Source organism: Pseudarthrobacter sp. NPDC092419 (assembly GCF_044755045.1).
Taxonomy (GTDB): domain Bacteria; phylum Actinomycetota; class Actinomycetes; order Actinomycetales; family Micrococcaceae; genus Arthrobacter.
Genome location: NZ_JBIVQF010000007.1, coordinates 49595 through 72567, shown reverse-complemented (window position 1 = coordinate 72567; position 22973 = coordinate 49595). Strand labels below are relative to the sequence as shown.

Genomic DNA, 22973 nt, shown 5'->3' with positions numbered 1-22973 from the left:
AAACCGGAAACGTCGCTCTGGCTCAACCTTTCAGCTGGAACCGGCGCACTCATCCACTGCCACAATAACAATTGGTAACAAGTCTAGCATGGACGGCCCCCACCCCTTAATCGGCCGCCCCACTCCCCCAGTTGGGTTAAAGAGGAGACCCCGCCTCCCCCTGCCAAAGCAGGGCGAGACGGGGCCGGCAAGAATCACCGTTTACCGGAAGTCGTTGCCCAGGTCGTAGTCATCCAGCGGGATGGCGTGGAACTCAGGAGCTCCGTCGCCGCCCAGGGTGTCGTACGAGAAGTCACTGAATGCGCTGGGGCCAGTGAACAGGTTGGCCTTCGCTTCTTCAGTGGGCTCGACAGTGACCTCGGTGTAGCGCGGGAGGCCCGTGCCGGCCGGGATCAGCTTACCGATGATGACGTTCTCCTTGAGGCCAAGCAGCGGATCGCTCTTGCCTTCCATGGCCGCCTGCGTCAGGACGCGGGTGGTCTCCTGGAAGGAAGCTGCGGACAGCCAGGACTCGGTGGCCAGCGACGCCTTGGTGATACCCATGAGCTCGGGACGTCCGGATGCCGGAGTCTTGCCCTCGGATACAACGCGGCGGTTGGCGTCCTCGAAGCGGCTGCGCTCGGCGAGTTCGCCGGGGAGCAGGTCCGATTCGCCGGACTCGATGACCGTGACGCGGCGCAGCATCTGGCGGACGATAACCTCGACATGCTTGTCGTGGATACCGATGCCCTGGCTGCGGTACACGCCCTGCACTTCGTCCACCAGGAACTTCTGTGCGGCACGGGGACCCATGATGCGCAGGACCTGCTTGGGGTCCACAGGACCGTTGATCAGCTTCTGGCCGACGGCAACGTGGTCGCCGTCTTCGATCAGCAGGCGTGAACGGCGCAGGACCGGGTACGCGATCTCTTCGGTTCCGTCATCCGGGGTGATGACCAGGCGCATCTGGCGCTCGGACTCTTCGATGGTGATGCGGCCGGCTGCCTCGGCAATCGGCGCAACACCCTTCGGAGTACGGGCTTCGAAGAGCTCCTGGATACGGGGCAGACCCTGGGTGATGTCGTCGCCACCGCTGGCGGAAACTGCACCACCGGTGTGGAACGTACGCATGGTCAGCTGGGTACCGGGCTCACCGATGGACTGTGCAGCGATGATGCCGACGGCCTCGCCGATGTCCACGGTCTTGCCGGTGGCCAGCGAACGGCCATAGCAGAGCGCGCAGGTGCCGACGCTGGACTCACAGGTAAGTACGGAGCGGACCTTGACCTCAGTGATGCCTGCCTTGAACAGCTCGTCGATGACGACGTCGCCGCAGTCGGTGCCGGCGGCTGCGAGGACCTTGCCCTCGGAGTCGACGACGTCGACAGCCAGCGTACGTGCGTAGGCACTGTTCTCGACGTTCTCGTCCAGGACCAGCTCACCGTTGGAATCGGCGACGGCGATGGGCGTAACCAGGCCACGCTCGGTGCCGCAGTCCTCTTCGCGGACGATGACGTCCTGCGAGACGTCCACCAGACGGCGGGTCAGGTAACCCGAGTTGGCGGTACGCAGCGCAGTGTCGGCAAGACCCTTACGTGCACCGTGGGTGGCGATGAAGTATTCCAGCACCGACAGGCCCTCGCGGTAGGAGGACTTGATGGGACGCGGGATGATCTCACCCTTCGGGTTGGCCACCAGGCCACGGATACCCGCGATCTGGCGGACCTGCATCCAGTTACCACGTGCACCGGAGGACACCATGCGGTTGATCGTGTTCATCGGGGACAGGCTCTCGCGCATCACCGAAGCGATCTCGTTGGTGGCCTTGTTCCAGATCTCGATCAGTTCCTGACGGCGCTCGTCGTCGTCAATCAGGCCCTTGTCGTACTGGCCCTGGATCTTGGCGGCGCGCTCCTCATAACCGGCGAGGATCTCGGGCTTGGCGGCCGGAACCTCGATGTCCGAGATGGCAACGGTGACGCCGGAGCGGGTGGCCCAGTAGAAACCGGCATCCTTCAGGTTGTCCAGCGTTGCCGCGGTGACGACCTTCGGGTAGCGCTCGGCGAGGTCGTTGACGATGCGGGACAGTTCGCCCTTGTCGGCAACAGCTTCAACCCAGGGGTAGTCCTCGGGCAGGGTCTCGTTGAAGAGAACCTGGCCCAGGGAGGTCTGGACGAGTGCGGGCTGACCCGGCTCCCAGCCTTCCGGAGCTTCCCAGCCAGCGTACGGTACGAAGCCTTCAAGGCGGATCTTGACCTGCGAGTTCAGGTGCAGCTCCCGGGCATCGAAGGCCATGATGGCTTCGGAAACCGAACCGAAGACGCGGCCTTCACCTGCGGAACCAACGCGCTTGGTGGTCAGGTGGTAGAGGCCGATGATCATATCCTGCGAAGGCAGGGTGACCGGACGTCCGTCAGAGGGCTTCAGGATGTTGTTCGAGGACAGCATCAGGATGCGCGCCTCAGCCTGCGCCTCGGGGCTCAGCGGCAGGTGCACTGCCATCTGGTCGCCGTCGAAGTCGGCGTTGAACGCACCACACACCAGCGGGTGAAGCTGGATGGCCTTGCCTTCAACAAGCTGCGGCTCGAACGCCTGGATACCCAGGCGGTGCAGGGTAGGTGCACGGTTGAGCAGCACCGGGTGTTCGGTGATGATCTCTTCCAGGACGTCCCAGACCTGCGGGCGGTAGCGCTCAACCATCCGCTTGGCCGACTTGATGTTCTGCGCGTGGTTGAGGTCAACCAGGCGCTTCATCACGAACGGCTTGAAGAGCTCCAGGGCCATCTGCTTGGGCAGGCCGCACTGGTGCAGCTTCAGCTGCGGGCCGACGACGATGACCGAACGGCCGGAGTAGTCGACGCGCTTGCCGAGGAGGTTCTGGCGGAAACGGCCCTGCTTGCCCTTGAGCATGTCGCTCAGGGACTTCAGCGGACGGTTGCCCGGGCCGGTGACGGGACGGCCGCGGCGGCCGTTGTCGAAGAGGCTGTCAACAGCTTCCTGAAGCATGCGCTTCTCGTTGTTGACGATGATCTCCGGAGCGCCCAGGTCAAGCAGGCGCTTGAGGCGGTTGTTCCGGTTGATCACGCGGCGGTACAGGTCGTTGAGGTCGGAGGTCGCGAAGCGGCCACCGTCCAGCTGGACCATGGGGCGCAGTTCCGGCGGGATCACCGGGACGGCGTCGAGGACCATGCCAAGCGGGCTGTTGTTGGTGGTCAGGAACGCGTTGACCACCTTCAGGCGCTTGAGGGCACGCGTCTTGCGCTGGCCCTTGCCGTTGGCAATGATGTCGCGCAGTGCCTCGGACTCGGCCTGCATGTCGAAGTTCTCAAGGCGCTTCTTGATGGCTTCGGCACCCATGGAGCCTTCGAAGTACATGCCGTAGCGGTCGCGCAGTTCGCGGTACAGGCCTTCGTCACCTTCGAGGTCGGCGACCTTGAGGTTCTTGAAGCGGTCCCAGACCTGCTCGAGGCGCTCGATGTCGGCGTCGGCACGCTTGCGCACGTTGGCCATCTGGCGGTCGGCGGAGTCGCGGGCCTTCTTCTTGTCGGCAGCCTTGGCGCCTTCGCCCTCGAGGCGGGCGATTTCGCCTTCGAGGTCGCGGGCGATCGCCGCGATGTCGGAGTCGCGGTTGTCGATCAGCTGCTTCTTCTCGATGTCGTGCTCAACCTGCAGGTTGGGCAGTTCCTCGTGGCGGGCAGCCTCGTCAACGCTGGTGATCATGTAGGCAGCGAAGTAGATGACCTTCTCAAGGTCCTTCGGGGCCAGGTCAAGGAGGTAGCCCAGGCGGGAGGGAACACCCTTGAAGTACCAGATGTGCGTGACCGGTGCGGCCAGTTCAATGTGGCCCATGCGTTCGCGGCGGACCTTGGCGCGGGTGACTTCGACGCCACAGCGCTCACAGATGATGCCCTTGAAGCGCACGCGCTTGTACTTGCCGCAGTAGCATTCCCAGTCGCGGGACGGGCCGAAGATCTTCTCGCAGAAGAGGCCGTCCTTCTCGGGCTTGAGCGTGCGGTAGTTGATGGTTTCCGGCTTCTTAACCTCGCCGTAAGACCAGCCGCGGATGTCTTCCGCGGTGGCGAGGCCGATCTGCATGAGGCCGAAGGAGGATTCGCTGGACATAGGGTCCCTGTTCTCTCTTGTTCTCTAAATTCTGAAGTCTTGGGTGCGGGATGAGGGAGGGAGCTTACGACGGCGGGTGGGCACCCGCCGTCGTAAGCCCACCTGCTAAACCTCTTCTACGGAGCTGGGCTCTGCGCGAGACAGATCGATGCCCAGTTCTTCCGCAGCCGTGAAGACTGCGTCATCAGAGTCACGCATTTCAATTGTGGTTCCGTCCGTGGAAAGCACTTCCACGTTCAGGCACAGCGACTGCATTTCCTTGATCAAGACCTTGAAGGACTCGGGAACGCCCGGCTCGGGGATGTTCTCGCCCTTGACGATGGCTTCGTAGACCTTGACGCGGCCGTGGATGTCATCGGACTTGATGGTGAGGAGCTCCTGGAGCGTGTAGGCGGCGCCGTAAGCTTCGAGCGCCCACACTTCCATTTCACCGAAGCGCTGGCCACCGAACTGTGCCTTACCACCCAGCGGCTGCTGCGTGATCATGGAGTACGGGCCGGTGGAGCGCGCGTGGATCTTGTCGTCCACCAGGTGGTGGAGCTTCAGGATGTACATGTAGCCGACCGAGATCGGATCCGGGAACGGCTCGCCGGAGCGGCCGTCAAAGAGACGGGTCTTGCCGGAGGAGTCGATCAGGCGGTCGCCGTCGCGGGTCACGTTGGTGGAGTCCAGCAGGCCCGTGATTTCCTCTTCGCGGGCACCGTCGAACACCGGGGTGGCGACGGTGGTCTGGCCGCTCTCACGCGGCAGGTTGGGAAGCTGCTTGACCCATTCCGGCTCGCCCTCGATCTTCCAGCCGGTCTTGGCAACCCAGCCGAGGTGGGTTTCCAGGACCTGGCCCACGTTCATACGGCCCGGAACACCCAGCGGGTTCAGGACGATGTCAACGGGGGTGCCGTCCGCAAGGAAGGGCATGTCCTCGACCGGAAGGATCTTGGAGATAACGCCCTTGTTGCCGTGGCGGCCTGCGAGCTTGTCGCCGTCGGTGATCTTGCGCTTGGCAGCCACGTAGACGCGGACCAGCTGGTTGACGCCCGGGGGCAGCTCGTCGTCGTTGTCGCGGTCGAAGACGCGGACGCCGATGACGGTGCCGGACTCGCCGTGGGGCACCTTCAGGGAGGTGTCGCGCACTTCGCGGGACTTCTCGCCGAAGATGGCGCGCAGCAGGCGCTCTTCCGGGGTCAGCTCGGTTTCACCCTTCGGGGTGACCTTTCCGACCAGGATGTCGCCGGCTTCGACCTCGGCACCGATGTGGATGATGCCGCGCTCGTCCAGGCCCGCCAGGACTTCCTCGGACACGTTGGGGATGTCACGAGTGATTTCCTCGGCACCAAGCTTGGTGTCGCGGGCATCGATCTCGTGCTCCTCGATGTGGATGGAGGAAAGGACGTCCTCGGCAACAATGCGCTGCGAGAGGATGATGGCGTCCTCGAAGTTGTGGCCTTCCCAGGACATGAATGCCACGAGCAGGTTCTTACCGAGGGCAAGCTCGCCCTGGTCCGTTGCCGGGCCGTCGGCAATGATGCCACCAACCTCGAGGCGCTGGCCTTCGTTCACCAGGACACGGTGGTTGTAGCAGTTGCCCTGGTTGGAGCGGGCGAACTTGTTGATGCGGTAGTTGGTCTCCGTGCCGTCGTCGTTGAGCATGATGACGAGCTCGGCGGACACCTCGGTGACCACGCCGGCCTTTTTGGCGATGACAACGTCACCGGCATCAACGGCAGCGGCGCGCTCCATGCCGGTACCCACGAACGGGGCCTCGGAACGGACCAGCGGCACGGCCTGGCGCTGCATGTTGGCACCCATGAGTGCGCGGTTGGCGTCGTCGTGCTCGAGGAACGGGATCAGGGCGGTAGCCACGGACACCATCTGGCGCGGGGAAACGTCCATGAACTCGACATCCTCGGCGGGGACCAGCACGGGCTCGCCTCCACCACCACGGGCACGGACCAGGACGGTCTCCTCCGCGAAGCGCTTGTTCTCGTCCAGCGGCGCGTTGGCCTGGGCGATCAGCACCTCAGCCTCGTCGTCGGCCGTCAGGTACTGGACGTCGTCGGAAACAACGCCGTCCTTGACTTTGCGGTACGGGGTCTCGATGAAGCCGAACGGGTTGATGCGTCCGTAGGATGCCAGCGAACCGATCAGACCAATGTTCGGGCCTTCAGGGGTTTCGATGGGGCACATGCGTCCGTAGTGGGACGGGTGCACGTCACGGACTTCCATGCCGGCGCGGTCACGGGACAGACCACCGGGGCCAAGGGCCGACAGGCGGCGCTTGTGGGTCAGGCCCGAGAGCGGGTTGTTCTGGTCCATGAACTGCGACAGCTGGGACGTTCCGAAGAACTCCTTGATGGCTGCAACCACGGGGCGGATGTTGATCAGGGTCTGCGGCGTGATGGCCTCGACGTCCTGGGTGGTCATACGCTCGCGGACAACGCGCTCCATGCGGGACAGGCCGGTGCGGACCTGGTTCTCGATGAGCTCGCCGACGGCGCGGATACGGCGGTTGCCGAAGTGGTCGATGTCGTCGATGTCGACGCGCAGGTCCACTTCCTGGCCGTCGCGGGTGCCCTTGATGGTCTTCTCGCCTGCGTGCAGCGCAACGAGGAACTTGATCATGGCCACGATGTCTTCAACGTGCAGGACCGAAGCTTCCTTGTCGCCAAGGGAGCGGTCGATGCCAAGCTTGCGGTTGATCTTGTAGCGGCCAACCTTGGCCAGATCGTAGCGCTTGGAGTTGAAGTACAGGTTGTCCAGCAGGGACTGGGCAGCCTCGACGGTGGGCGGCTCGCCCGGACGCAGCTTGCGGTAGATGTCCAGCAGGGCGTCTTCGCGGGTTTCGGTGGCGTCCTTCTCCAGGGTTGCCCGCATGGAGTCGTACTGGCCGAACTCTTCGAGGATCTGGCCTTCGGTCCAGCCGAGGGCCTTCAGCAGCACCGTGACGGACTGCTTGCGCTTCCGGTCCAGGCGTACGCCGACCTGGTCGCGCTTGTCGATTTCGAGCTCGAACCAGGCGCCGCGGGACGGGATGATCTTCGCGGTGAAGATGTCCTTGTCGCTGGTCTTGTCGGCGGCACGCTCAAAATAGGCGCCCGGCGAACGGACCAGCTGGGAGACGACGACACGCTCGGTGCCGTTGACCACGAAGGTGCCCTTCTCCGTCATCAGCGGGAAGTCGCCCATGAACACGGTCTGCTGCTTGATTTCGCCCGTGTTGTTGTTCATGAACTCGGCCTTGACGTACAGCGGAGCCGAGTACGTAGCGTCCCGGTCCTTGCATTCGGCCATGGTGTACTTGGGGTCAGCGAACTCCGGATCGGAGAAGCTCAGGGACATGGTGCCCTGGAAGTCCTCGATCGGGGAGATCTCTTCGAAGATGTCCGACAGGCCGGACGTGGTGGCGACGCTGAGATCGTTTTCTTCGACGGCCTTCGCTACGCGTGCCTGCCAGCGCTCGTTGCCGACCAGCCAGTCAAAGCTGTCCGTCTGCAGGGCAAGCAGATTCGGAACGTCAAGAGGTTCGTGAATCTTTGCGAATGAGAGCCGGCGAGTGGCACCATCAGTGCTGTCGGCGGTGTTAGCGGTTTCGTTATTAGAGGTGCTCGAGGCGACCAAGAGGGATCCTTCCACAGACCTTCAGGCGTTTTCAGATCTCCCCCGCTGTGCACCCTGCGAAGTGACTCCGCAGCGCTACCATCCGGTTCCGCTATATGACCCGGGGCCCGTGCCGGCCGTGCTGCGACAAGTGTCGCGGCACGTCGATTGCCAGCTGCCAGGCGAAGCCCACCGCTATATGAAGGCTGAAGGTAAACAGGGAAGACGCAAATATCTACGATACGGCAAAACAGCCTACCTGTCTACCCCACATCCGGCCGGATTGCAAGCACGGATTCTTTGGCCACCCGGACATGCCGGCACGGACCCTCCCCCGCGGGTCCCGGGGACCGGGTTTGAATAGTTGGGTGACCGGGGTCACGATAGCCTTAGTGGCCTTACACCGGATCAGATGGGAAGAGATAACCATGGGCAACACCCCCGACAACAGCGATGTTGTCATCATCGCAGCAGCGCGGACCCCGCAGGGCCGGATCAATGGCCAGCTGGCCAGCTTCACCGCCGTGGACCTTGGAGCCCACGCCATCCGGGCCGCGCTGGCCAGGAGCGGGGTCGACGCGGACCAGGTGGACGCCGTGGTCATGGGTCAGGTGTTGCAGGCAGGGGCCGGCCAGAACCCGGCACGCCAAAGCGCGGTGGCCGCCGGTATCGGCTGGAACGTTCCCGCCGTCACCCTGAACAAGGTCTGCCTCTCCGGCCTCACCGCAGTGATCGACGCGGCCCGGCTGATCCGATCCGGCGAGGCGACCGTGGTGGTGGCCGGCGGCCAGGAATCGATGACCCGCGCACCCCACGTCCTTCCCGGGTCGCGCCAAGGGTGGACCTACGGCACCATCAATGCCCTGGATTCGGCTGCCCACGATGGGCTGACCGACGCCTTCGATGGCGAGTCGATGGGCCTGTCCACTGAGAAGCGCAACCTGTCGCTCGGCATCGACCGGACCTCCCAGGACGAAGTGGCCGCCCAGTCGCACCAGCGCGCGGCGCTGGCGGCCAAGAACGGAACGTTCGACGACGAGATCGTCGCTTTGAGCGTCAAGCAGCGCAAGGGCGATCCGCTGCAGGTCGAAACCGACGAAGGCGTCCGGCCCAACACGTCCGTGGAATCGCTCGCCGGCCTTCGCGCTGCGTTCGTCACGGACGGAACCATCACGGCCGGAAACTCCTCTCCACTGTCCGATGGCGCCGCTGCGCTCGTCCTGACCTCAAGGGGCTATGCGGAACAGCACGGACTCGAGTACCTGGCCGTGGTTGGCAAGCCCGGGCAGGTGGCTGGGCCGGACAACTCCCTGCACTCCCAGCCCGCGAACGCCATCGCTCACGCCCTGGGCCGCGCCGGCTGGAACACCGCGGACCTGGACTTCATCGAAATCAACGAGGCCTTCGGATCCGTCGCGGTCCAGTCCCTCAAGGACCTGGATTACCCGCTGGAGAAGTGCAACATCCACGGCGGCGCTATCGCGCTGGGCCACCCGATCGGCGCCTCGGGCGCCCGACTGGCCACCCACGCAGCCCACGAGCTGAAGCGCCGCGGTAAGGGCAAGGCAGCCGTGGCCCTGTGCGGCGGCGGCGGACAGGGCGAAGCCCTACTGCTGTACCGCGACTGATGGTGCCCTCTGGCGGGGAGGCGGGGAACGGCGTCGGACGTGAACGCTTTCTGGCCGACGCCGCGGCGCGGGGGCTCCACGTGGAGGTGGTGGAGCGCCCGGCCGCCCTGAGCCTCGAGGAGGCGGCGGCCGGCATGGGAATCTCCCCCGCGGACATCGTCAAATCCCTGGTGGTCAAGCACAAGGACGGCAGCTTCCTCTTCGCCCTGATTCCCGGCGACCGGCAGATTTCGTGGCCGAAGCTGCGGACCCTTGTGGGGGTCAATAAGCTGTCGCTGCCGCCGGCGGACATGGCGTTGGAGGCAACAGGGTACGAACGCGGGACCATAACCCCGCTGGGAAGCGTCACCGCGTGGCCCGTCTATGCGGATGCCAGCATCACCGGCCGGCGGATCTCCATGGGGGCCGGCGCCCACGGCTATAGCGCCTTCGTCGACGCCGACGCCCTGACGTCCGCCCTGGACGCCGTGGTGGCTGACATCTCCGATCCTGTCTAGGACGCAGAAAACCCCGCCCACCGGAGTGGACGGGGTTTTCGCGGGGTAAGCGCTGTTACTTGAGGGTAACGGTGGCGCCTGCAGCCTCGAGCTGCTCCTTGGCCTTCTCGGCGGTCTCCTTGTTGGCACCTTCGAGGACAGCCTTGGGGGCACCGTCAACCAGGTCCTTGGCTTCCTTGAGGCCCAGGGAGGTGATGGCGCGGACTTCCTTGATCACTGCGATCTTCTTGTCGCCTGCAGCTTCGAGGATGACGTCGAAGTCAGTCTTCTCTTCAGCTTCTTCTGCAGCGCCGCCGGCAGCGGGGCCAGCAACTGCAACAGCAGCAGCGGTAACTTCGAAGGTCTCTTCGAAGAGCTTGACGAACTCGGAGAGTTCGATGATGGTCAGTTCCTTGAAAGCTTCAATGAGCTCTTCGTTGCTGAGCTTCGCCATGGTAGGCGTCCTTCCTGTTGTGGTGTTCAGCGGCGCAGGGCCGTGCGTCACACCGGAGTCTTGTGGGGTAAAGAGAATTAGTTCTCTTCGGCAGCTGCGGCTTCGGCGGGTGCTTCTGCACCGGCTTCTGCTTCAGCGGCGGGAGCTTCTTCAGCGGCAGGAGCCTCGGCAGCTGCCGGTGCACCGTTCTCTTCTTCAAGCTTGAGGCGCAGTGCGTCAATGATGCGTGCAGCTGCGGCGGCGGGTGCCTTGAGGACGCCTGCAACCTTGGCGAGCTGCAGCTCGCGGGACTCGAGTGCTGCCAGGGCAGCAACTTCGCTGGCGTTCAGTGCCTTGCCCTCGAAGTAACCGGTCTTGATGACCAGCTGCTTGTTGGCCTTGGCAAAATCCGTCAGGCTCTTGGCAGCGGCAACTGCGTCACCCTTGATGAACGCGATTGCAGTGGGGCCGGCAAGCTGGCCGTCGAATGCTTCGACACCGGCTTCCTTGGCTGCAATGGCGGTCAGGGTGTTCTTGACGACCGCGAACTTGGTGTCCTGGCCGAGAGAAACACGCAGCTGCTTGAGCTGTGCAACGGTGAGCCCGCGGTATTCGGTCAGGACAGCGGCGTTCGATTCGTTGAAATCGTTAGTGATCTCAGCTACTGCTGAAACCTTGGTAGGCGTTGCCATAACCCTCCTTCCGGGGATAGTGCCGGTATTCGACGGTCCCCGCTCAGAAGAGCTAAAACTAAAAACGCCCCGCGCAGATGCACGGGGCTTGGCTCAACACGGTAGCCCGTGGAGCGTTGCTTCGTTCACCTGCGCCGGCCGCCCTGCGTTGAGGGTCCTTCGTCCGGAAAACCACTGGGCCTCCCGCGCATGACTGCAGAAGTGAGCCATGTTCGAGAGAGTGGATTTCCAACAACCGACGGTCTTTGGTCATCCCAGTCTACGGGAGGCGGCGCAGTGCACCAAATCGGGGGCTTGCCAGCCCTTCAGCTGGTGCTTGAGTGCAGCCGCGGCAGCTCTTTCTGCCAGATCCCGGTGACGCCTGCGGTATGGAAGCCAAGCTGCTTGTTGACCGTCAGCAGGTACCGGTTTTCCGGGGCGTTCCAGGTATAGATCACGCGGGCATCGGGGAACTGCTCGGTGAGGCGCTCCATATTGGCCACCTTGATGAGCAGGCCCAGCTTGTTGCCCCGGTGCTCCTGCAGGACGATCGTGTCGTCCTGGAAGACCACGTCCGCGCGGTGCGCAAGGACTGTGATGGTGGTCAGCCCTGCCAGGGTGCCGGTGGCGAGGTGCTCGACGGCGGTAACCACCGTCCGCCGTCCCTGCGCGATGGCGACATCTTCGGCTTCCCGGAGGATGCCGCCGTCGAACACCATCTCCTGTTCCACCGGCACATCAAGGTCCGGATCCACGTCCGCGCCCGCCTGGTTCTCCAGGGCTGCCACCGCCTCCAGCCAGCGCTCGGGGCAGCGGTCCGTCCAGTGATGGAGCCGGTACCGGCCGCGGTTGGCCTCCTCCGCCTCCGCCTGCAGGTCCGCGACCAGCTTGGTGTCCAAGGGAAGGGCACACGAACTGAACTGCTCGATGTGCTGCAGGGTGTAGCCCATCTTGCGGGCAAACTCGACCTCCCGGCTTTCCAGCGGCACAAACCCCTGGCCGGACCCGGGGACCAGCTGCTCGGGCTCAAACTCGTGCAGCGAAGCGCCGGGGTGGTTGGTGTCCACCAGGATCATGGTGCGGCCCTCGCCCCGGGCGAAGTGCTCGGCCGCTTCCAGCAGGCGGCGCCCCACACCCTGCCGCTGGTATTCGGGGAGGATGTCCAGGGTGAACTCAGCGATGTCCAGGTGGTCCGTCAGCGGAAGGGCGATGTCCACGGTGCCCACGATGGCGCCATCCACTTTGGCCACCAGGATCAGCTGCCGCTCGTAGGGGTCCTGGAATTCCAAGAGCTTCTCGAGGGGGCCGTACGCGAGGTCGTCGCTCCCCCACGTCTGCATGCGCACCTTCCGGCCCACCTCGACGGCGGCCAGGAAGTCAGCGGCATCCGCGGCTTCCAGCGACTCAGGAATCCAGAGCTGTTCGATCTTCACGTCTCTTGCCAATGGGGGCATTCTGCCAGCATATGCCGGTTGGGGCCGCCGGGTTAAGCCGGAGGCCTTAAGCGGAAAACCGCCCGGCGCATGCGCCGGGCGGTTTTCGTCGCCCCTTTCGGAGCGGGGCTTACAGCGAAGATTTATGCCTCGGTGAGCACCTTGGTGACGTTGGGGTCGACGGAGATGCCGGGGCCGAACGTGGTGGCAACCGTAGCCTTCTGGATGTAGCGGCCCTTGGAAGCGGACGGCTTCAGGCGAAGGACCTCTTCCAGTGCTGCTGCGTAGTTCTCGGCAAGCTTGACGGCGTCGAAGGACACCTTGCCGATGATGAAGTGCAGGTTGGAGTGCTTGTCGACGCGGAAGTCGATCTTGCCGCCCTTGATGTCGTTGACAGCCTTGGTGACGTCTGCGGTCACGGTGCCCGTCTTGGGGTTCGGCATCAGGTTACGGGGACCCAGCACCTTACCGAGGCGGCCAACCTTGCCCATGAGGTCGGGAGTGGCGACGGCCGCGTCGAAGTCGGTCCAGCCGCCGGCGATCTTTTCGATCAGGTCGTCGGAACCAACGAAGTCGGCGCCGGCCGCGATTGCTGCCTCAGCCTTGTCTCCGGTAGCGAACACCAGGACGCGGGCGGTCTTACCGGTGCCGTGGGGCAGGTTGACCGTACCGCGGACCATCTGGTCGGCCTTACGTGGGTCAACGCCCAGGCGGAAGGCAACCTCAACGGTGGCGTCGAACTTGGACGGGTTGGTGTCCTTGGCGAGCGTTACTGCCTCGAACGGCGCGTAGAACTTCTCCGCGTCGATCTTGGCGGCTGCTGCCTCATATGCTTTGCTGCGCTTTGCCATGCTGCTTATTTCTCCTTGTGCAGTTGTGGTCTGCGGACCGCGCTGGGCCCTGCCACAGTCGGTGATCCGGAGCGTTATCCGGGCCGGATGACCAACATTTCAATGTTTCGATGGTGCCGGTTTCCCGGCGGCGCCGTTCGTCGTGGCCAATGGCACGACCCTGAACGGCTGGAAGGGGGTTATTAGCCCTCGACCGTGATGCCCATGGAGCGGGCGGTACCGGCGATGATCTTCGCTGCGCCTTCGAGGCTGGTCGCGTTGAGGTCTTCCATCTTGGTGCTGGCGATCTCGTTGACCTGGGCCTGGGTCAGCTTGGCAACCTTGACGGTGTGCGGGGTGGACGAACCCTTGGCAACGCCTGCAGCCTTCTTGATGAGCTCTGCAGCCGGCGGGGTCTTGGTGATGAACGTGAAGGAACGGTCCTCGTAGACGGTGATTTCCACGGGGATGACGTTGCCGCGCTGGGATTCCGTGGCAGCGTTGTACGCCTTGCAGAATTCCATGATGTTGACACCGTGCTGGCCAAGCGCGGGACCGATCGGCGGGGCCGGGTTAGCGGCACCTGCCTGGATCTGCAGCTTGATGAGGCCGGTGACCTTCTTCTTGGGAGCCAATGTAGGGTCCTTCTCTCAATAACGTCCTGGGGCACAGGAGCGTGCCTCAGGTTTTTGGCCGCCATGGCGAGGCGGCCGGCCGTTCCGGCACCGCTAAGCGGGCAGCGCCGGGACGAATTCTTTGGATAATCAGATCTTGGTGACCTGGTTGAACGCCAGGGTGACGGGCGTTTCGCGCTCGAAGATGGAAACCAGCACCACGAGGGTCTGGGATTCGACCTTGATTTCGGAAATCGTGGCGGGGAGGGTCTCGAACGGGCCCTCCTTGACGATGACGGACTCGCCGACCTCGAAGTCCACATCCACGGGCGCCTGGTGCTGCTTGTTGACCGGCTTGCCCTTCTCGGCCTGCTCTTCCTCGAAGACCGGGGCGAGCATCGAGAAGACCTCGTCCAGGCGCAGCGGGACCGGGTTGTGGGCGTTACCCACGAAGCCGGTGACACCCGGGGTGTGCCGGACGGCGCCCCAGGAAGCGTCCGTCAGGTCCATGCGGACCAGCACGTAACCCGGGATGCGGACGCGGTTGATGACCTTGCGCTGGGCGTTCTTGATCTCAACGACTTCTTCCATCGGCACCTGGATTTCGAAGATGTAATCTTCCATGTCCAGGGTCTGGATGCGGGTCTCGAGGTTCGCCTTCACGCGGTTCTCGTAGCCGGCGTAGGAGTGGATGACGTACCAGTCACCCTCCTGACGGCGCAGCTTGGCCTTGAACTCTTCGGCAGGGTCAGCGGCTGCGGTCGCAGCGGCGGCGGCCAGGGCGTCCCCGGCCTCTTCCGAATCACCGACGACGTCGGCACTTTCGATGGCGTCGTCGTCGTCCGTTTCTGCAACCGCGCTGTCAGCAGCGTCCTCGTCAGCAACGTCCGGATCGGCGGCAGCGTCGGAATCGGCGGCGTCGGATTCGGGCGCGGAGGACTCAACCTCAGACGCGTCGCCGGCTTCCGCCGTGACGTCCGCGGACTCTTCCAGCTCAGTCTCGGTTACCTCGAGCTCCTGCTCAGACACTTGGTCTCCTGCTTCCTCATTGCCTAACATGCCTATTTAAATGGCTCAATTCCGCACACCGGTGTTTCCCTCCGGTTTCCCGAAGGTGGAACACGCAGCCTGCGGACCTTTCAGCCTTAGCTGTCCGTGGGGCCTGTACCGCCGAAGAGCCAGCCGACAGCGCTTCCGAAACCGAGGTCCAGCAGGCTGACGATGACCATCATGATGGCCACGAATACCAGCACCACGATCGTGTAATTGATCAGTTCCTTGCGGGTAGGTGCAACAACCTTCTTCAATTCGCCGATGATCTGGCGAATGAAAAGTGCAATGCGGGCGAAGAAGTTTGCCTTGGCGTCCTTCTTAGCTGGGCGGCCCTTGGAGCTGCTGGCAGCTGTTTCGGTCACCTGGTCCTCGCTCATCTGCAAAGTGTTGGATTACCCGGCCCTGATCAGAACCATGGTTGCTGCGCTTGCCCCGGATTGTGTCCGGGACAGCTTGCGCAGGGCAGACAGGACTCGAACCTGCAACCTGCGGTTTTGGAGACCGCTGCGCTACCAATTGCGCCACTACCCTATGGAGCGAATTCCACGTTTCCTGCACGAACCGCCAGCTGTCACTGGGGCGCACGCCATCATCCGTGTTTTCAACACCGGTGAACCAGTCTACGCAACATCTGCGCGTTAGTCGAACCAGCTCATCCCGGTCCTGCCGCGTGCCGCGCCGGTCATGCCCTCCCGCTGCCGGGATGCGGCAGGCGGTCAGTCACAAATCAGAACGGGCTCCCCGGAGGATCCGCAGATCAGCATAGAGTAGATCACGTCGAATCCCACATTCAGCCTCCCGGCTGCAAGCGTAGAACGGACCTGCCATGTCTGCCGCCCGCGTTTCCCAGCGCATTTCCGCCATTGCCGAATCCGCAACCCTGGCCGTCGATGCCAAGGCCAAGGCGCTGAAGGCAGCGGGCCGGCCGGTCATTGGGTTCGGAGCGGGCGAGCCGGACTTCCCCACCCCGGACTACATCGTCCACGCGGCCGTCGAGGCCGCCGGCCAGCCGAAGTACCACCGCTATTCCCCCGCAGGCGGGCTGCCCGAGCTGAAGAAGGCCATCGCCGAGAAGACGCAGCGGGACTCCGGCTACGCCGTCGACCCTTCCCAGGTCCTGGTGACCAACGGCGGCAAGCAGGCTGTGTACAACACCTTCGCCACGCTGGTGGACCCGGGCGACGAGGTCATTGTCCCCACCCCGTTCTGGACGACGTACCCGGAGGCGATCCGCCTGGCCGGCGGCGTTCCCGTCGAGGTGTTCGCCGGCCCGGAGCAGGACTACCTGGTGACGGTTGAGCAACTGGAAGCCGCGGTCACGGAGAAGACGAAGATCCTGCTGTTTGTTTCGCCGTCCAACCCCACCGGTTCCGTCTACTCGCCAGAGCAGGTCGCGGAGATCGGCAAGTGGGCCGCCGCGAAGGGCCTGTGGGTGGTCACCGACGAGATCTACGAGCATCTGACGTACGACGGCGTTCCCTTCACGTCCATTGCCACCGCAGCCCCGGAGCTCGGCGACAGGGTGGTCATCCTCAACGGTGTGGCCAAGACCTACGCCATGACCGGCTGGCGCGTGGGTTGGATGATCGGGCCGGCGGACGTCATCAAGGCGGCCACCAACCTGCAGTCCCACGCAACGTCCAACGTCTCCAACATCATGCAGATCGCTGCCCTCGCCGCCGTATCCGGCCCGCTGACAGCCGTGGATGAGATGAAGGTGGCGTTTGACCGCCGCCGCAAGGCCATCGTCGCCGGCCTCAACGCCATCGAGGGCGTGGAATGCCCGACGCCGAAGGGTGCCTTCTACGTGTACGCGGACGTCCGCGGGCTGCTGGGCAAGGAATTCCCGACGGCGGCGGGCACTGCCACGCCGCAGACCTCCGCAGAGCTGGCGGCGCTGATCCTGGACGAGGTTGAGGTGGCCGTGGTTCCCGGCGAGGCCTTCGGCCCCTCAGGCTACCTGCGGCTGTCCTACGCCCTGGGCGACGAAGACCTGGCCACGGGCGTGCAGCGCCTCCAGGAGTTCCTCGGCAAGGCCCAGTAGGCCCCGGACGCTCTCTCACTTCCTGCGGCATTAACGCAATCGCTCTCGCACTTTCCCCGGGAAAGTGCGAGAGCGATTGCGTTTTTCATGCAGGAAGTGAGAGAGCGTCCGTAGTGGGTTGGGGTGGGTTAAGAGGAGTGGTTAAAGGAGGCGGCGCTCCGCAGCCCATCTGGTGAGTTCGTGCCGGCTGGAGAGCTGAAGCTTGCGGAGCACCGCAGACACGTGGGTTTCCACCGTCTTGACGCTGATGAAGAGCTCCTTCGCCACTTCCTTGTAGCTGTAGCCGCGGGCAATGAGGCGCATAACCTCCAGCTCCCGGGCGGAGAGCTTGTCGAGTTCGTCGTCGGCGATGTCTGCGGGCGCTGTACCAAACGCGTCAAGGACAAACCCGGCCAGCCGCGGCGAGAATACGGCATCGCCGCCGGCCACCCGGAACACGGCATCGGTGATCTGCGCGCCGGAGATGGTCTTGGTGACGTAGCCGCGGGCGCCGGCGCGGATCACGGCCACCACATCCTCCGCGGAATCGGAGACGCTCAATGCCAGGAACCTTGTGCTGCCCAGGAGCGCGGCGGACCCGGCGATGACCTCGCGTCCGCCGCCGCCCAAGCCGCCGGGAAGGTGGACGTCCAGGAGTACCACGTCCGGGCGTTTGTCGGCGATCACGGCGATGGCCTGTTCGACGGTTGCCGCCTCGCCGACGACCTCTATGGCCGGTCCAAGATCGGCCTTAAGACCGGACCGGAAGATGGCGTGGTCGTCCACGATCACCACGCGGACGGAGGTTGCTGGGTCGGCACTGCCGGAGGCGATGTTCATGGGGTTCCTTCCACGTTGTGTGCAGCCACCGGCAGCCGCAGCCGGACCTCGGTTCCGTCCGGGCTGCTGAGAATGGTGGCCGACCCGCCGTGCCGCTGCATCCTGCCAATAATCGATTCGCGCACGCCGAGCCGGTCCGCCGGCAGGTCCTGGAGGTCGAAACCCGGTCCGCGGTCCTTGACGAACACATCCACCTGGGATGCGGCGGCTTCGACGTACACGGACACCGGGCCGCCGCCGTGCCGGGAAGCGTTCAGCACGGCTTCCCGGACCGCCTGGACCAGGGCCTCGTGCGCCTCGGTCATTGCGGCGTCACCCACCGCCACCACCTCCACAGGGTTACCCAAGAGGTCCTCCACTTCGGCGGCAACCGCCTTGATCCGGTCCGAAAGCTGCCCTGCGTCCCGGCCCGGATCCTGGAAGAGCCACCCGCGAAGTTCACGTTCCTGCGCCCGAGCCAGCCGGACGACGTCGTGCTCGTTTCCTGCCCGCCGCTGAATCAGCGCAAGGGTCTGCAGGACCGAATCGTGCAGGTGTGCGGCGATCTCGGCGCGCTCCATCTCGCGGACGCGGCCGGCGCGCTCGGACTCCAGTTCACGCCAGAACTTGAGCGCCCAGGGCAGCAGCACCAGCACCACCCCGCCCAGTACAGCCACGGACGCGAGCAGGGCCAGCCATGTCTGTTCCCACGAACCGGAGCCGGAAACCATCACCAGCACGCCCGCAACCACCAGCGCCAGGCCGGCAACGAGCCGGGCCCAGCCGCCGGCCTGGTCCGCCTTCGTCGTGTCCACCAGGCCGGCGCGGCGGGTTTCGTCCAGTTGCATCCACGCGATGGAGGCTCCGCCCAACACCGCGGCCGCAGGGATCAGCGTCCCCAGCGGCACATCCACGCCCAAGAGCTGCGCGATCATGATGCCGGCCACCAGGAGCAGTCCGATGCCCAGCAGGATCTCTTTGCCGTAGCGCAGGCCTCCGGGGCGGAACCAGGGCGCGGACGGCGCGCTGGCCCCTTCCGTCGGAGGCACGGGGCCGGCTGCGGCAGGAGCAACCGGCGACGACGGCCGGCGGGCTTCCCTGCGCGCGGCTTCGTCCGCGGTGGGAACCATAATCCACAGCCAGGCATAGAAGAGGAATCCGGCGCCGCCTGCCAGCGCCGCGATGGCCATGCCGATGCGGACGTTCCGAACCGGCCAGCCGAGGTGCGCCGCCAGGCCGGCGCAGACGCCGGCGATGACACGGTCGGTGCTGCGGACAAGGCGCGGCCGCGCCGGGACCCGCGCTTCCGCACCTGGCCATGCAGCGACGGGCCATTCCGGCGGCTGTCCGGCGGGGATTGTTGCCATAGGTCAATCCAAGCACGGATCAGGGTCTCCCGGACCCGAATTGGCCGCCAACCGGGGAACGGTCAGGGATGGTTCAGGGTATCCCCCAGTAGAGCCGGAACGTGCGGCAGCGGGAGGATTTTGGTATGAATCCGCACACTCCGTCCCCGGACGGCAACGACTCGAACGACACCCCGTTCCCTGGCCCCGACAACGCTCCAGCCCAAGGCTGGCCCGCCACAGCCGGTACCAGTAGCCCGGGCCAGGCCCCTCCCCCTCCCCCGCCTGGCCTGGCGCCGCCTTCCAACGGAACGCCCCCGCCAGGCCCCGGGAGCCTCCCGCCGGGCGTCGCACCACGGACTGACTTCTTCAGCTGGATCCGGAGCCACGGCGTTTACCGGAGTGCAGACCGGTGGATTGGCGGCGTGTCCGGAGGCATTGCATACCGGCTCGGCGTGGACCCGCTGATCATCCGCGGTGTCTTCATCGTGCTGACGATCTTCGCCGGCGTCGGCGTGCTCCTCTACGGCCTCGCCTGGGCGCTCCTTCCCGAACCCGACGGTCGGATCCACGCCCAGGAAGCCGGCGCCGGACGCTGGTCCAGCGGGATGACCGGCGCCCTGATCGCCACCATCCTCGGCCTGACCGGCCTGGGCGGCGGCGTATGGGGATGGAACAACCACGGCTTCGGCGGCTTCCTTTGGACTGTCGTCTGGGTGGGCGGCGCAATCTACCTTGTTTACTACCTCTCCCAGCGGAACACGGGCTCCCGTCCGCCCCAGCAGTACCCGGCAGCGCCGAACTACGGCACGCCGGACTACGCGTACAGCTACACCTACACTCCTCCCGTTGCCCGCCCCCGGCCGGCGGGGCCGGGCGCACCGGCCGTAGCCATTTCCGCGGGCCTGGCCCTGCTGGTGGGCGGCGGCCTCAAGGCGCTGGACGCCACCGGCGCCGTCAGCCTGGGGACCTCCCCGAACGCCCTCGTCTGGGCTTCGGCGGCGGCGGTCCTTGGGTTGGGCATCCTCATTTCCGGAGCCCGTGGCCGCACCTCCGGGATCCTGAGCTTCTTCGCCGTCGTGGCGCTGATTGCCGGCGGGATCTCCAGCGTCATCGGCATCGGGGACCGGGCGCGGTTCCAGGAAGTGGACTGGACGCCCATCAGTGTTGAGGAAGCGGCCCAAGGCTTCGACATCACGGCGGGCCGCGGAACTGTTGACCTCACCGGCCTGAACCTGGCCTCCCCGCTGCCCTCCGACGTCGTGATTCCGCTCGACGTCACCGCCAGCAACGTTACGGTGGTCATCCCGGACGACGTGCCCGTCGACGTCAAGACAGACATGACCATGGGCAACCTCAACGAGCCCGGCGGCCGGCGCGGCGGCACCACCCAGCGGGAAAGCAACTACAACACTGGTGAGCCGGGGGGCCACCTCGTCATCGAAATCGACGGCGCATTCAGCAACGTCACCATCCAGGAAGGCAATTGAGATGAGCAACGAGAGTCCGGTACCGGAAAATCCGACGACGGCGGGTCCCGTCAGCGGCGGCCCGGCACCTGCCCGGGTGGGAACCATCGTGTGGGGGCTGATCGTCCTGGCCCTCGCGGCGCTCATCATCGTGGCCCAGCTTGGCCTGGTAGTCCTTAACGGCACCTACGTGCTAATCGGCCTCATGATCGGTGCAGGCGCGGCGCTGGTCCTGGGCGGTGTCCTGTCCGCCCGGAAACGTGACAATGGCTCCGCAACAGGGAAGTCTTAATCCATGGACAAGTTCTTCAGCATCGTCAGGGGCCTCGGCCTGAAGCGCGGCCCGGAACGTTGGATCGGCGGGGTGCTGGGCGGCATCGCAGCCAAGCTGAACGTGGACGTGGCGTACGTCCGGATCGCGTTCCTGGTGCTCTCGCTCCTGCCGGGGCCGGCCTGGGTGTTTTACGTCATCGCCTGGGTCATCATCCCGGACCAGCGGAACACCATTCTCCTCCAGTCCTTCCTGGAGCGGCGCTCGCTCAACGGCCGCTAGCTGGCGCCCGCGCCGGAAGGGCCTGCTGAGAGAAGTGCCCGTTCAGGATGGGCCCAAGAGGACGCTGGTCTGGATTCCCCCGGCGGTGAAGCCGAGTTTCCGGGCCAGCGCGAGCGATCCGGTGTTGCTGACGTCCGTCCGCCACTGCAGCGTGAGGCCCGCGGCAAGGGCCTCGTGGGCAGCGATGGACGCCGCAAGGAGGCCCAGACCGCGGCGTCGCCAGTCCGGATCCACCAGCACACCCAGCTGGGCCAGCAGTCCTTCCCATTCCGTGAAGGCGCCGCAGGCCAGTGGCACCCGCCCGCCCTCGATCTCGTGCACGATGGTGTAGCGGTTCTCCAGGTCCGAGAGGCCAACCTCGTTGACGTCGTCGGGCGGACAGTGTCCCTCCAGCTCGATGGCTTCGGGATTCCCGTGGGAAACAGTCATTTCTTCGGAAGGCTGTTTCAGCGGAAGGTCGTCCGCGAAGAACAACGCCGCCGCTCCGAGTCCGTGGCCGCCATGGGACCGGGTCAGTGTCAGGAGCGTGACGTGCTGGGCCATTTCCGCGTCCGGGATGTCCGCAGCGGCATCGACGAGCCACTGCGGACCCACCAGCGCAGAGACACCGAACAACCGGACGAACTCGGCCGTTGACGCCGCCTCATCCACCCGCACGATCCGTTCGCCGGAGGCCAGGGCCTCACTAAAGGCATGGTCCGTCAGACCCAGGCGGCGCGCCCAGGCAAGGTGGATGATGGCGGCGGAACCGGCGTCGAGTGTCATCCTCCCAGCCTAGGCCGGGCCGGCGGTCTTAGCCGAACAGGACCGCAGCTTCGTTATAGCGGTTCTGGGGCACCGTCTTGAGCTGGCCAAGCGCTTTCTCGAACGCGACGTGCTCAATGTCCGTGCCCTTCAGTGCAACCATGGTGCCCCAGTAGCCCTCGACTACCGAATCGATGGCAGCCATGCCCAAGCGGGTGGCCAGGACACGGTCGAAAGCGGACGGGACGCCGCCCCGCTGGATATGGCCCAGGATGGTGGCGCGGGTTTCGATGCCGGTGCGGGCTTCCAGCTCAGGGGCCAGTTGGTCCGCAATGCCGCCGAGGCGGGGCCGGCCAAAGGTGTCCAGGCCGCGCTCCGAGTGCGGGGATTCCATGTGCTCCGGCACGAAGCCCTCCGCGACCACTACCAGGGGCGCGCGGCCACGGGCGTGGGCTTCATTGACCCACTCGGTGATCTGCTCGATGCTGACCTTTTGTTCCGGAATCAGGATGGCGTGGGCGCCTGCGGCCATCCCCGCGTGCAGCGCGATCCAGCCAACGTGGCGGCCCATAACCTCAGCGATCATGCACCGGTGGTGGGACTCGCCGGTGGTCCGGAGCCGGTCGATGGCCTCGGTGGCAATCTGGACGGCTGTGTCGAAGCCGAACGTGTAGTCGGTGGCGTCGAGGTCGTTGTCCACGGTCTTGGGCACACCGACGATCTTCAGGCCCGCATCCGTGAGGCGCTTGGCCGCGGCAAGGGTTCCTTCACCGCCGATCGCAATGATGGCGTCGATGCCCAGGCGGTCCATGTGCGCCTTGATGACATCAGGGCCTCCGCCGTTTTCGAACGGGTTGGTGCGGGAGGTTCCCAGGATGGTGCCGCCCTGCTTGGCGATGCCGCGCACCATGGTCCTGGGGATGTCGATGATGTCGCCCTCAACAACACCGCGCCAGCCGTCGAGGAAACCGACGAACTCGTGGCCGTGGATGGCAATGCCCTTGAGGACGGCGCCGCGGATGACCGCGTTCAAACCGGGGCAGTCGCCACCGCTGGTGAGGATTCCAATTTTCATGTTTCGGCTCAAATCCTGGAAGAGAGGGGATAACTGGCAGAGCGCCACGCTGAGCTCACCCTAGAGTCTAGTGGGACGTGTGGGGTACGACACAAACCGGTTACACGTGGC

19 protein-coding genes and 1 tRNA gene are annotated in these 22973 nt (G+C 65.0%); 6 read left to right on the top strand and 14 right to left on the bottom strand.

What is annotated here, in order from left to right:
• Positions 1-201: 201 nt before the first annotated feature.
• Together ACIQC0_RS12120 and rpoB are read right to left on the bottom strand one after the other, a co-directional pair.
• Complete coding sequence (locus tag ACIQC0_RS12120; RefSeq protein ID WP_377214662.1) at positions 202-4101, bottom strand: DNA-directed RNA polymerase subunit beta'; 3900 nt, start codon at positions 4099-4101, stop codon at positions 202-204.
• A 105-nt stretch (positions 4102-4206) separates the two neighbouring features.
• Positions 4207-7716 carry a DNA-directed RNA polymerase subunit beta gene (gene rpoB, locus ACIQC0_RS12115; protein ID WP_377214661.1) on the bottom strand — a complete coding sequence of 1170 codons (3510 nt, stop codon included), beginning with the start codon at positions 7714-7716 and terminating at the stop codon, positions 4207-4209.
• Positions 7717-8123: 407 nt separating this feature from the next.
• Between rpoB and ACIQC0_RS12110 the strand changes: the two genes are divergently transcribed.
• Positions 8124-9323, top strand: a complete 1200-nt coding sequence (locus ACIQC0_RS12110) for an acetyl-CoA C-acetyltransferase (RefSeq protein WP_400535200.1) — start codon at positions 8124-8126, stop codon at positions 9321-9323.
• Entirely contained in the window at positions 9323-9820 is a 498-nt protein-coding gene (locus ACIQC0_RS12105) for an aminoacyl-tRNA deacylase (RefSeq protein WP_400535198.1), read from the top strand. The genes ACIQC0_RS12110 and ACIQC0_RS12105 overlap by 1 nt, the downstream gene beginning before the upstream one ends.
• A gap of 55 nt (positions 9821-9875) precedes the next feature.
• On the opposite strand, the gene rplL is transcribed toward ACIQC0_RS12105, so the two are convergent.
• From rplL to ACIQC0_RS12065, 8 genes are all read right to left on the bottom strand, one after another.
• On the bottom strand, positions 9876-10253 hold the full coding sequence (rplL, locus tag ACIQC0_RS12100) for a 50S ribosomal protein L7/L12 (protein WP_377214658.1): 378 nt from the start codon (positions 10251-10253) through the stop codon (positions 9876-9878).
• A gap of 77 nt (positions 10254-10330) precedes the next feature.
• Positions 10331-10924, bottom strand: coding sequence for a 50S ribosomal protein L10 (rplJ, locus tag ACIQC0_RS12095; RefSeq protein WP_377214657.1), 594 nt, complete (start codon positions 10922-10924; stop codon positions 10331-10333).
• A gap of 305 nt (positions 10925-11229) precedes the next feature.
• On the bottom strand, positions 11230-12357 hold the full coding sequence (locus ACIQC0_RS12090; RefSeq protein WP_400535195.1) for a GNAT family N-acetyltransferase: 1128 nt from the start codon (positions 12355-12357) through the stop codon (positions 11230-11232).
• Between the two features lie 122 nt (positions 12358-12479).
• Positions 12480-13187 carry a 50S ribosomal protein L1 gene (gene rplA / locus ACIQC0_RS12085; protein WP_377214655.1) on the bottom strand — a complete coding sequence of 236 codons (708 nt, stop codon included), beginning with the start codon at positions 13185-13187 and terminating at the stop codon, positions 12480-12482.
• A 182-nt stretch (positions 13188-13369) separates the two neighbouring features.
• Positions 13370-13801, bottom strand: coding sequence for a 50S ribosomal protein L11 (rplK, locus tag ACIQC0_RS12080; protein ID WP_377214654.1), 432 nt, complete (start codon positions 13799-13801; stop codon positions 13370-13372).
• Between the two features lie 129 nt (positions 13802-13930).
• Positions 13931-14809, bottom strand: a complete 879-nt coding sequence (nusG, locus tag ACIQC0_RS12075; protein ID WP_400535192.1) for a transcription termination/antitermination protein NusG — start codon at positions 14807-14809, stop codon at positions 13931-13933.
• Positions 14810-14925: 116 nt separating this feature from the next.
• Positions 14926-15210 carry a preprotein translocase subunit SecE gene (gene secE, locus ACIQC0_RS12070; protein WP_377214652.1) on the bottom strand — a complete coding sequence of 95 codons (285 nt, stop codon included), beginning with the start codon at positions 15208-15210 and terminating at the stop codon, positions 14926-14928.
• 81 nt (positions 15211-15291) lie between these two features.
• Positions 15292-15364: transfer RNA gene (locus ACIQC0_RS12065), tRNA-Trp, on the bottom strand.
• A gap of 295 nt (positions 15365-15659) precedes the next feature.
• Here ACIQC0_RS12065 and ACIQC0_RS12060 point away from each other — a divergent pair.
• Entirely contained in the window at positions 15660-16877 is a 1218-nt protein-coding gene (locus tag ACIQC0_RS12060; protein WP_400535189.1) for a pyridoxal phosphate-dependent aminotransferase, read from the top strand.
• 141 nt (positions 16878-17018) lie between these two features.
• Here ACIQC0_RS12060 and ACIQC0_RS12055 read toward each other — a convergent pair whose 3' ends face one another.
• Both ACIQC0_RS12055 and ACIQC0_RS12050 read right to left on the bottom strand, forming a co-directional pair.
• Positions 17019-17696, bottom strand: a complete 678-nt coding sequence (locus ACIQC0_RS12055; RefSeq protein ID WP_377214650.1) for a LuxR C-terminal-related transcriptional regulator — start codon at positions 17694-17696, stop codon at positions 17019-17021.
• On the bottom strand, positions 17693-19042 hold the full coding sequence (locus ACIQC0_RS12050) for a PspC domain-containing protein (RefSeq protein WP_400535187.1): 1350 nt from the start codon (positions 19040-19042) through the stop codon (positions 17693-17695). The genes ACIQC0_RS12055 and ACIQC0_RS12050 overlap by 4 nt, the downstream gene beginning before the upstream one ends.
• A gap of 404 nt (positions 19043-19446) precedes the next feature.
• Between ACIQC0_RS12050 and ACIQC0_RS12045 the strand changes: the two genes are divergently transcribed.
• The 3 genes from ACIQC0_RS12045 to ACIQC0_RS12035 are packed head-to-tail and all read left to right on the top strand — an operon-like array spanning position 19447 to position 21043.
• The gene (locus ACIQC0_RS12045; RefSeq protein ID WP_400535185.1) at positions 19447-20511 is read left to right on the top strand and encodes a PspC domain-containing protein; all 1065 of its coding nucleotides are present in this window, start codon (positions 19447-19449) and stop codon (positions 20509-20511) included.
• A gap of 1 nt (position 20512) precedes the next feature.
• Positions 20513-20782, top strand: a complete 270-nt coding sequence (locus tag ACIQC0_RS12040) for a hypothetical protein (RefSeq protein ID WP_377214647.1) — start codon at positions 20513-20515, stop codon at positions 20780-20782.
• A gap of 3 nt (positions 20783-20785) precedes the next feature.
• Positions 20786-21043: a PspC domain-containing protein gene (locus ACIQC0_RS12035; RefSeq protein WP_377214646.1), complete on the top strand. Its 258-nt coding sequence runs from the start codon at positions 20786-20788 to the stop codon at positions 21041-21043.
• Positions 21044-21085: 42 nt separating this feature from the next.
• Here the strand turns inward: ACIQC0_RS12035 and ACIQC0_RS12030 are convergent, their stop codons facing one another.
• Positions 21086-21808, bottom strand: coding sequence for a GNAT family N-acetyltransferase (locus tag ACIQC0_RS12030; protein ID WP_400535182.1), 723 nt, complete (start codon positions 21806-21808; stop codon positions 21086-21088).
• 28 nt (positions 21809-21836) lie between these two features.
• A complete protein-coding gene (locus ACIQC0_RS12025; protein WP_377214644.1) occupies positions 21837-22862 on the bottom strand; it encodes an ATP-dependent 6-phosphofructokinase in 1026 nt (341 codons plus the stop codon).
• Between the last annotated feature and the right edge of the window lie 111 nt (positions 22863-22973).

Excerpts from the sequence above, each read along its gene's own strand:
- ACIQC0_RS12120 (WP_377214662.1), bottom strand. The coding sequence starts at position 4,101 with ATGTCCAGCGAATCCTCCTTCGGCCTCATGCAGATCGGCCTCGCCACC.
- ACIQC0_RS12110 (WP_400535200.1), top strand. The coding sequence starts at position 8,124 with ATGGGCAACACCCCCGACAACAGCGATGTTGTCATCATCGCAGCAGCG.
- ACIQC0_RS12105 (WP_400535198.1), top strand. The coding sequence starts at position 9,323 with ATGGTGCCCTCTGGCGGGGAGGCGGGGAACGGCGTCGGACGTGAACGC.
- rplL (WP_377214658.1), bottom strand. The coding sequence starts at position 10,253 with ATGGCGAAGCTCAGCAACGAAGAGCTCATTGAAGCTTTCAAGGAACTG.
- rplJ (WP_377214657.1), bottom strand. The coding sequence starts at position 10,924 with ATGGCAACGCCTACCAAGGTTTCAGCAGTAGCTGAGATCACTAACGAT.
- ACIQC0_RS12090 (WP_400535195.1), bottom strand. The coding sequence starts at position 12,357 with ATGCCCCCATTGGCAAGAGACGTGAAGATCGAACAGCTCTGGATTCCT.
- rplA (WP_377214655.1), bottom strand. The coding sequence starts at position 13,187 with ATGGCAAAGCGCAGCAAAGCATATGAGGCAGCAGCCGCCAAGATCGAC.
- secE (WP_377214652.1), bottom strand. The coding sequence starts at position 15,210 with ATGAGCGAGGACCAGGTGACCGAAACAGCTGCCAGCAGCTCCAAGGGC.
- ACIQC0_RS12060 (WP_400535189.1), top strand. The coding sequence starts at position 15,660 with ATGTCTGCCGCCCGCGTTTCCCAGCGCATTTCCGCCATTGCCGAATCC.
- ACIQC0_RS12055 (WP_377214650.1), bottom strand. The coding sequence starts at position 17,696 with ATGAACATCGCCTCCGGCAGTGCCGACCCAGCAACCTCCGTCCGCGTG.
- ACIQC0_RS12050 (WP_400535187.1), bottom strand. The coding sequence starts at position 19,042 with ATGGCAACAATCCCCGCCGGACAGCCGCCGGAATGGCCCGTCGCTGCA.
- ACIQC0_RS12040 (WP_377214647.1), top strand. The coding sequence starts at position 20,513 with ATGAGCAACGAGAGTCCGGTACCGGAAAATCCGACGACGGCGGGTCCC.
- ACIQC0_RS12035 (WP_377214646.1), top strand. The coding sequence starts at position 20,786 with ATGGACAAGTTCTTCAGCATCGTCAGGGGCCTCGGCCTGAAGCGCGGC.
- ACIQC0_RS12030 (WP_400535182.1), bottom strand. The coding sequence starts at position 21,808 with ATGACACTCGACGCCGGTTCCGCCGCCATCATCCACCTTGCCTGGGCG.
- ACIQC0_RS12025 (WP_377214644.1), bottom strand. The coding sequence starts at position 22,862 with ATGAAAATTGGAATCCTCACCAGCGGTGGCGACTGCCCCGGTTTGAAC.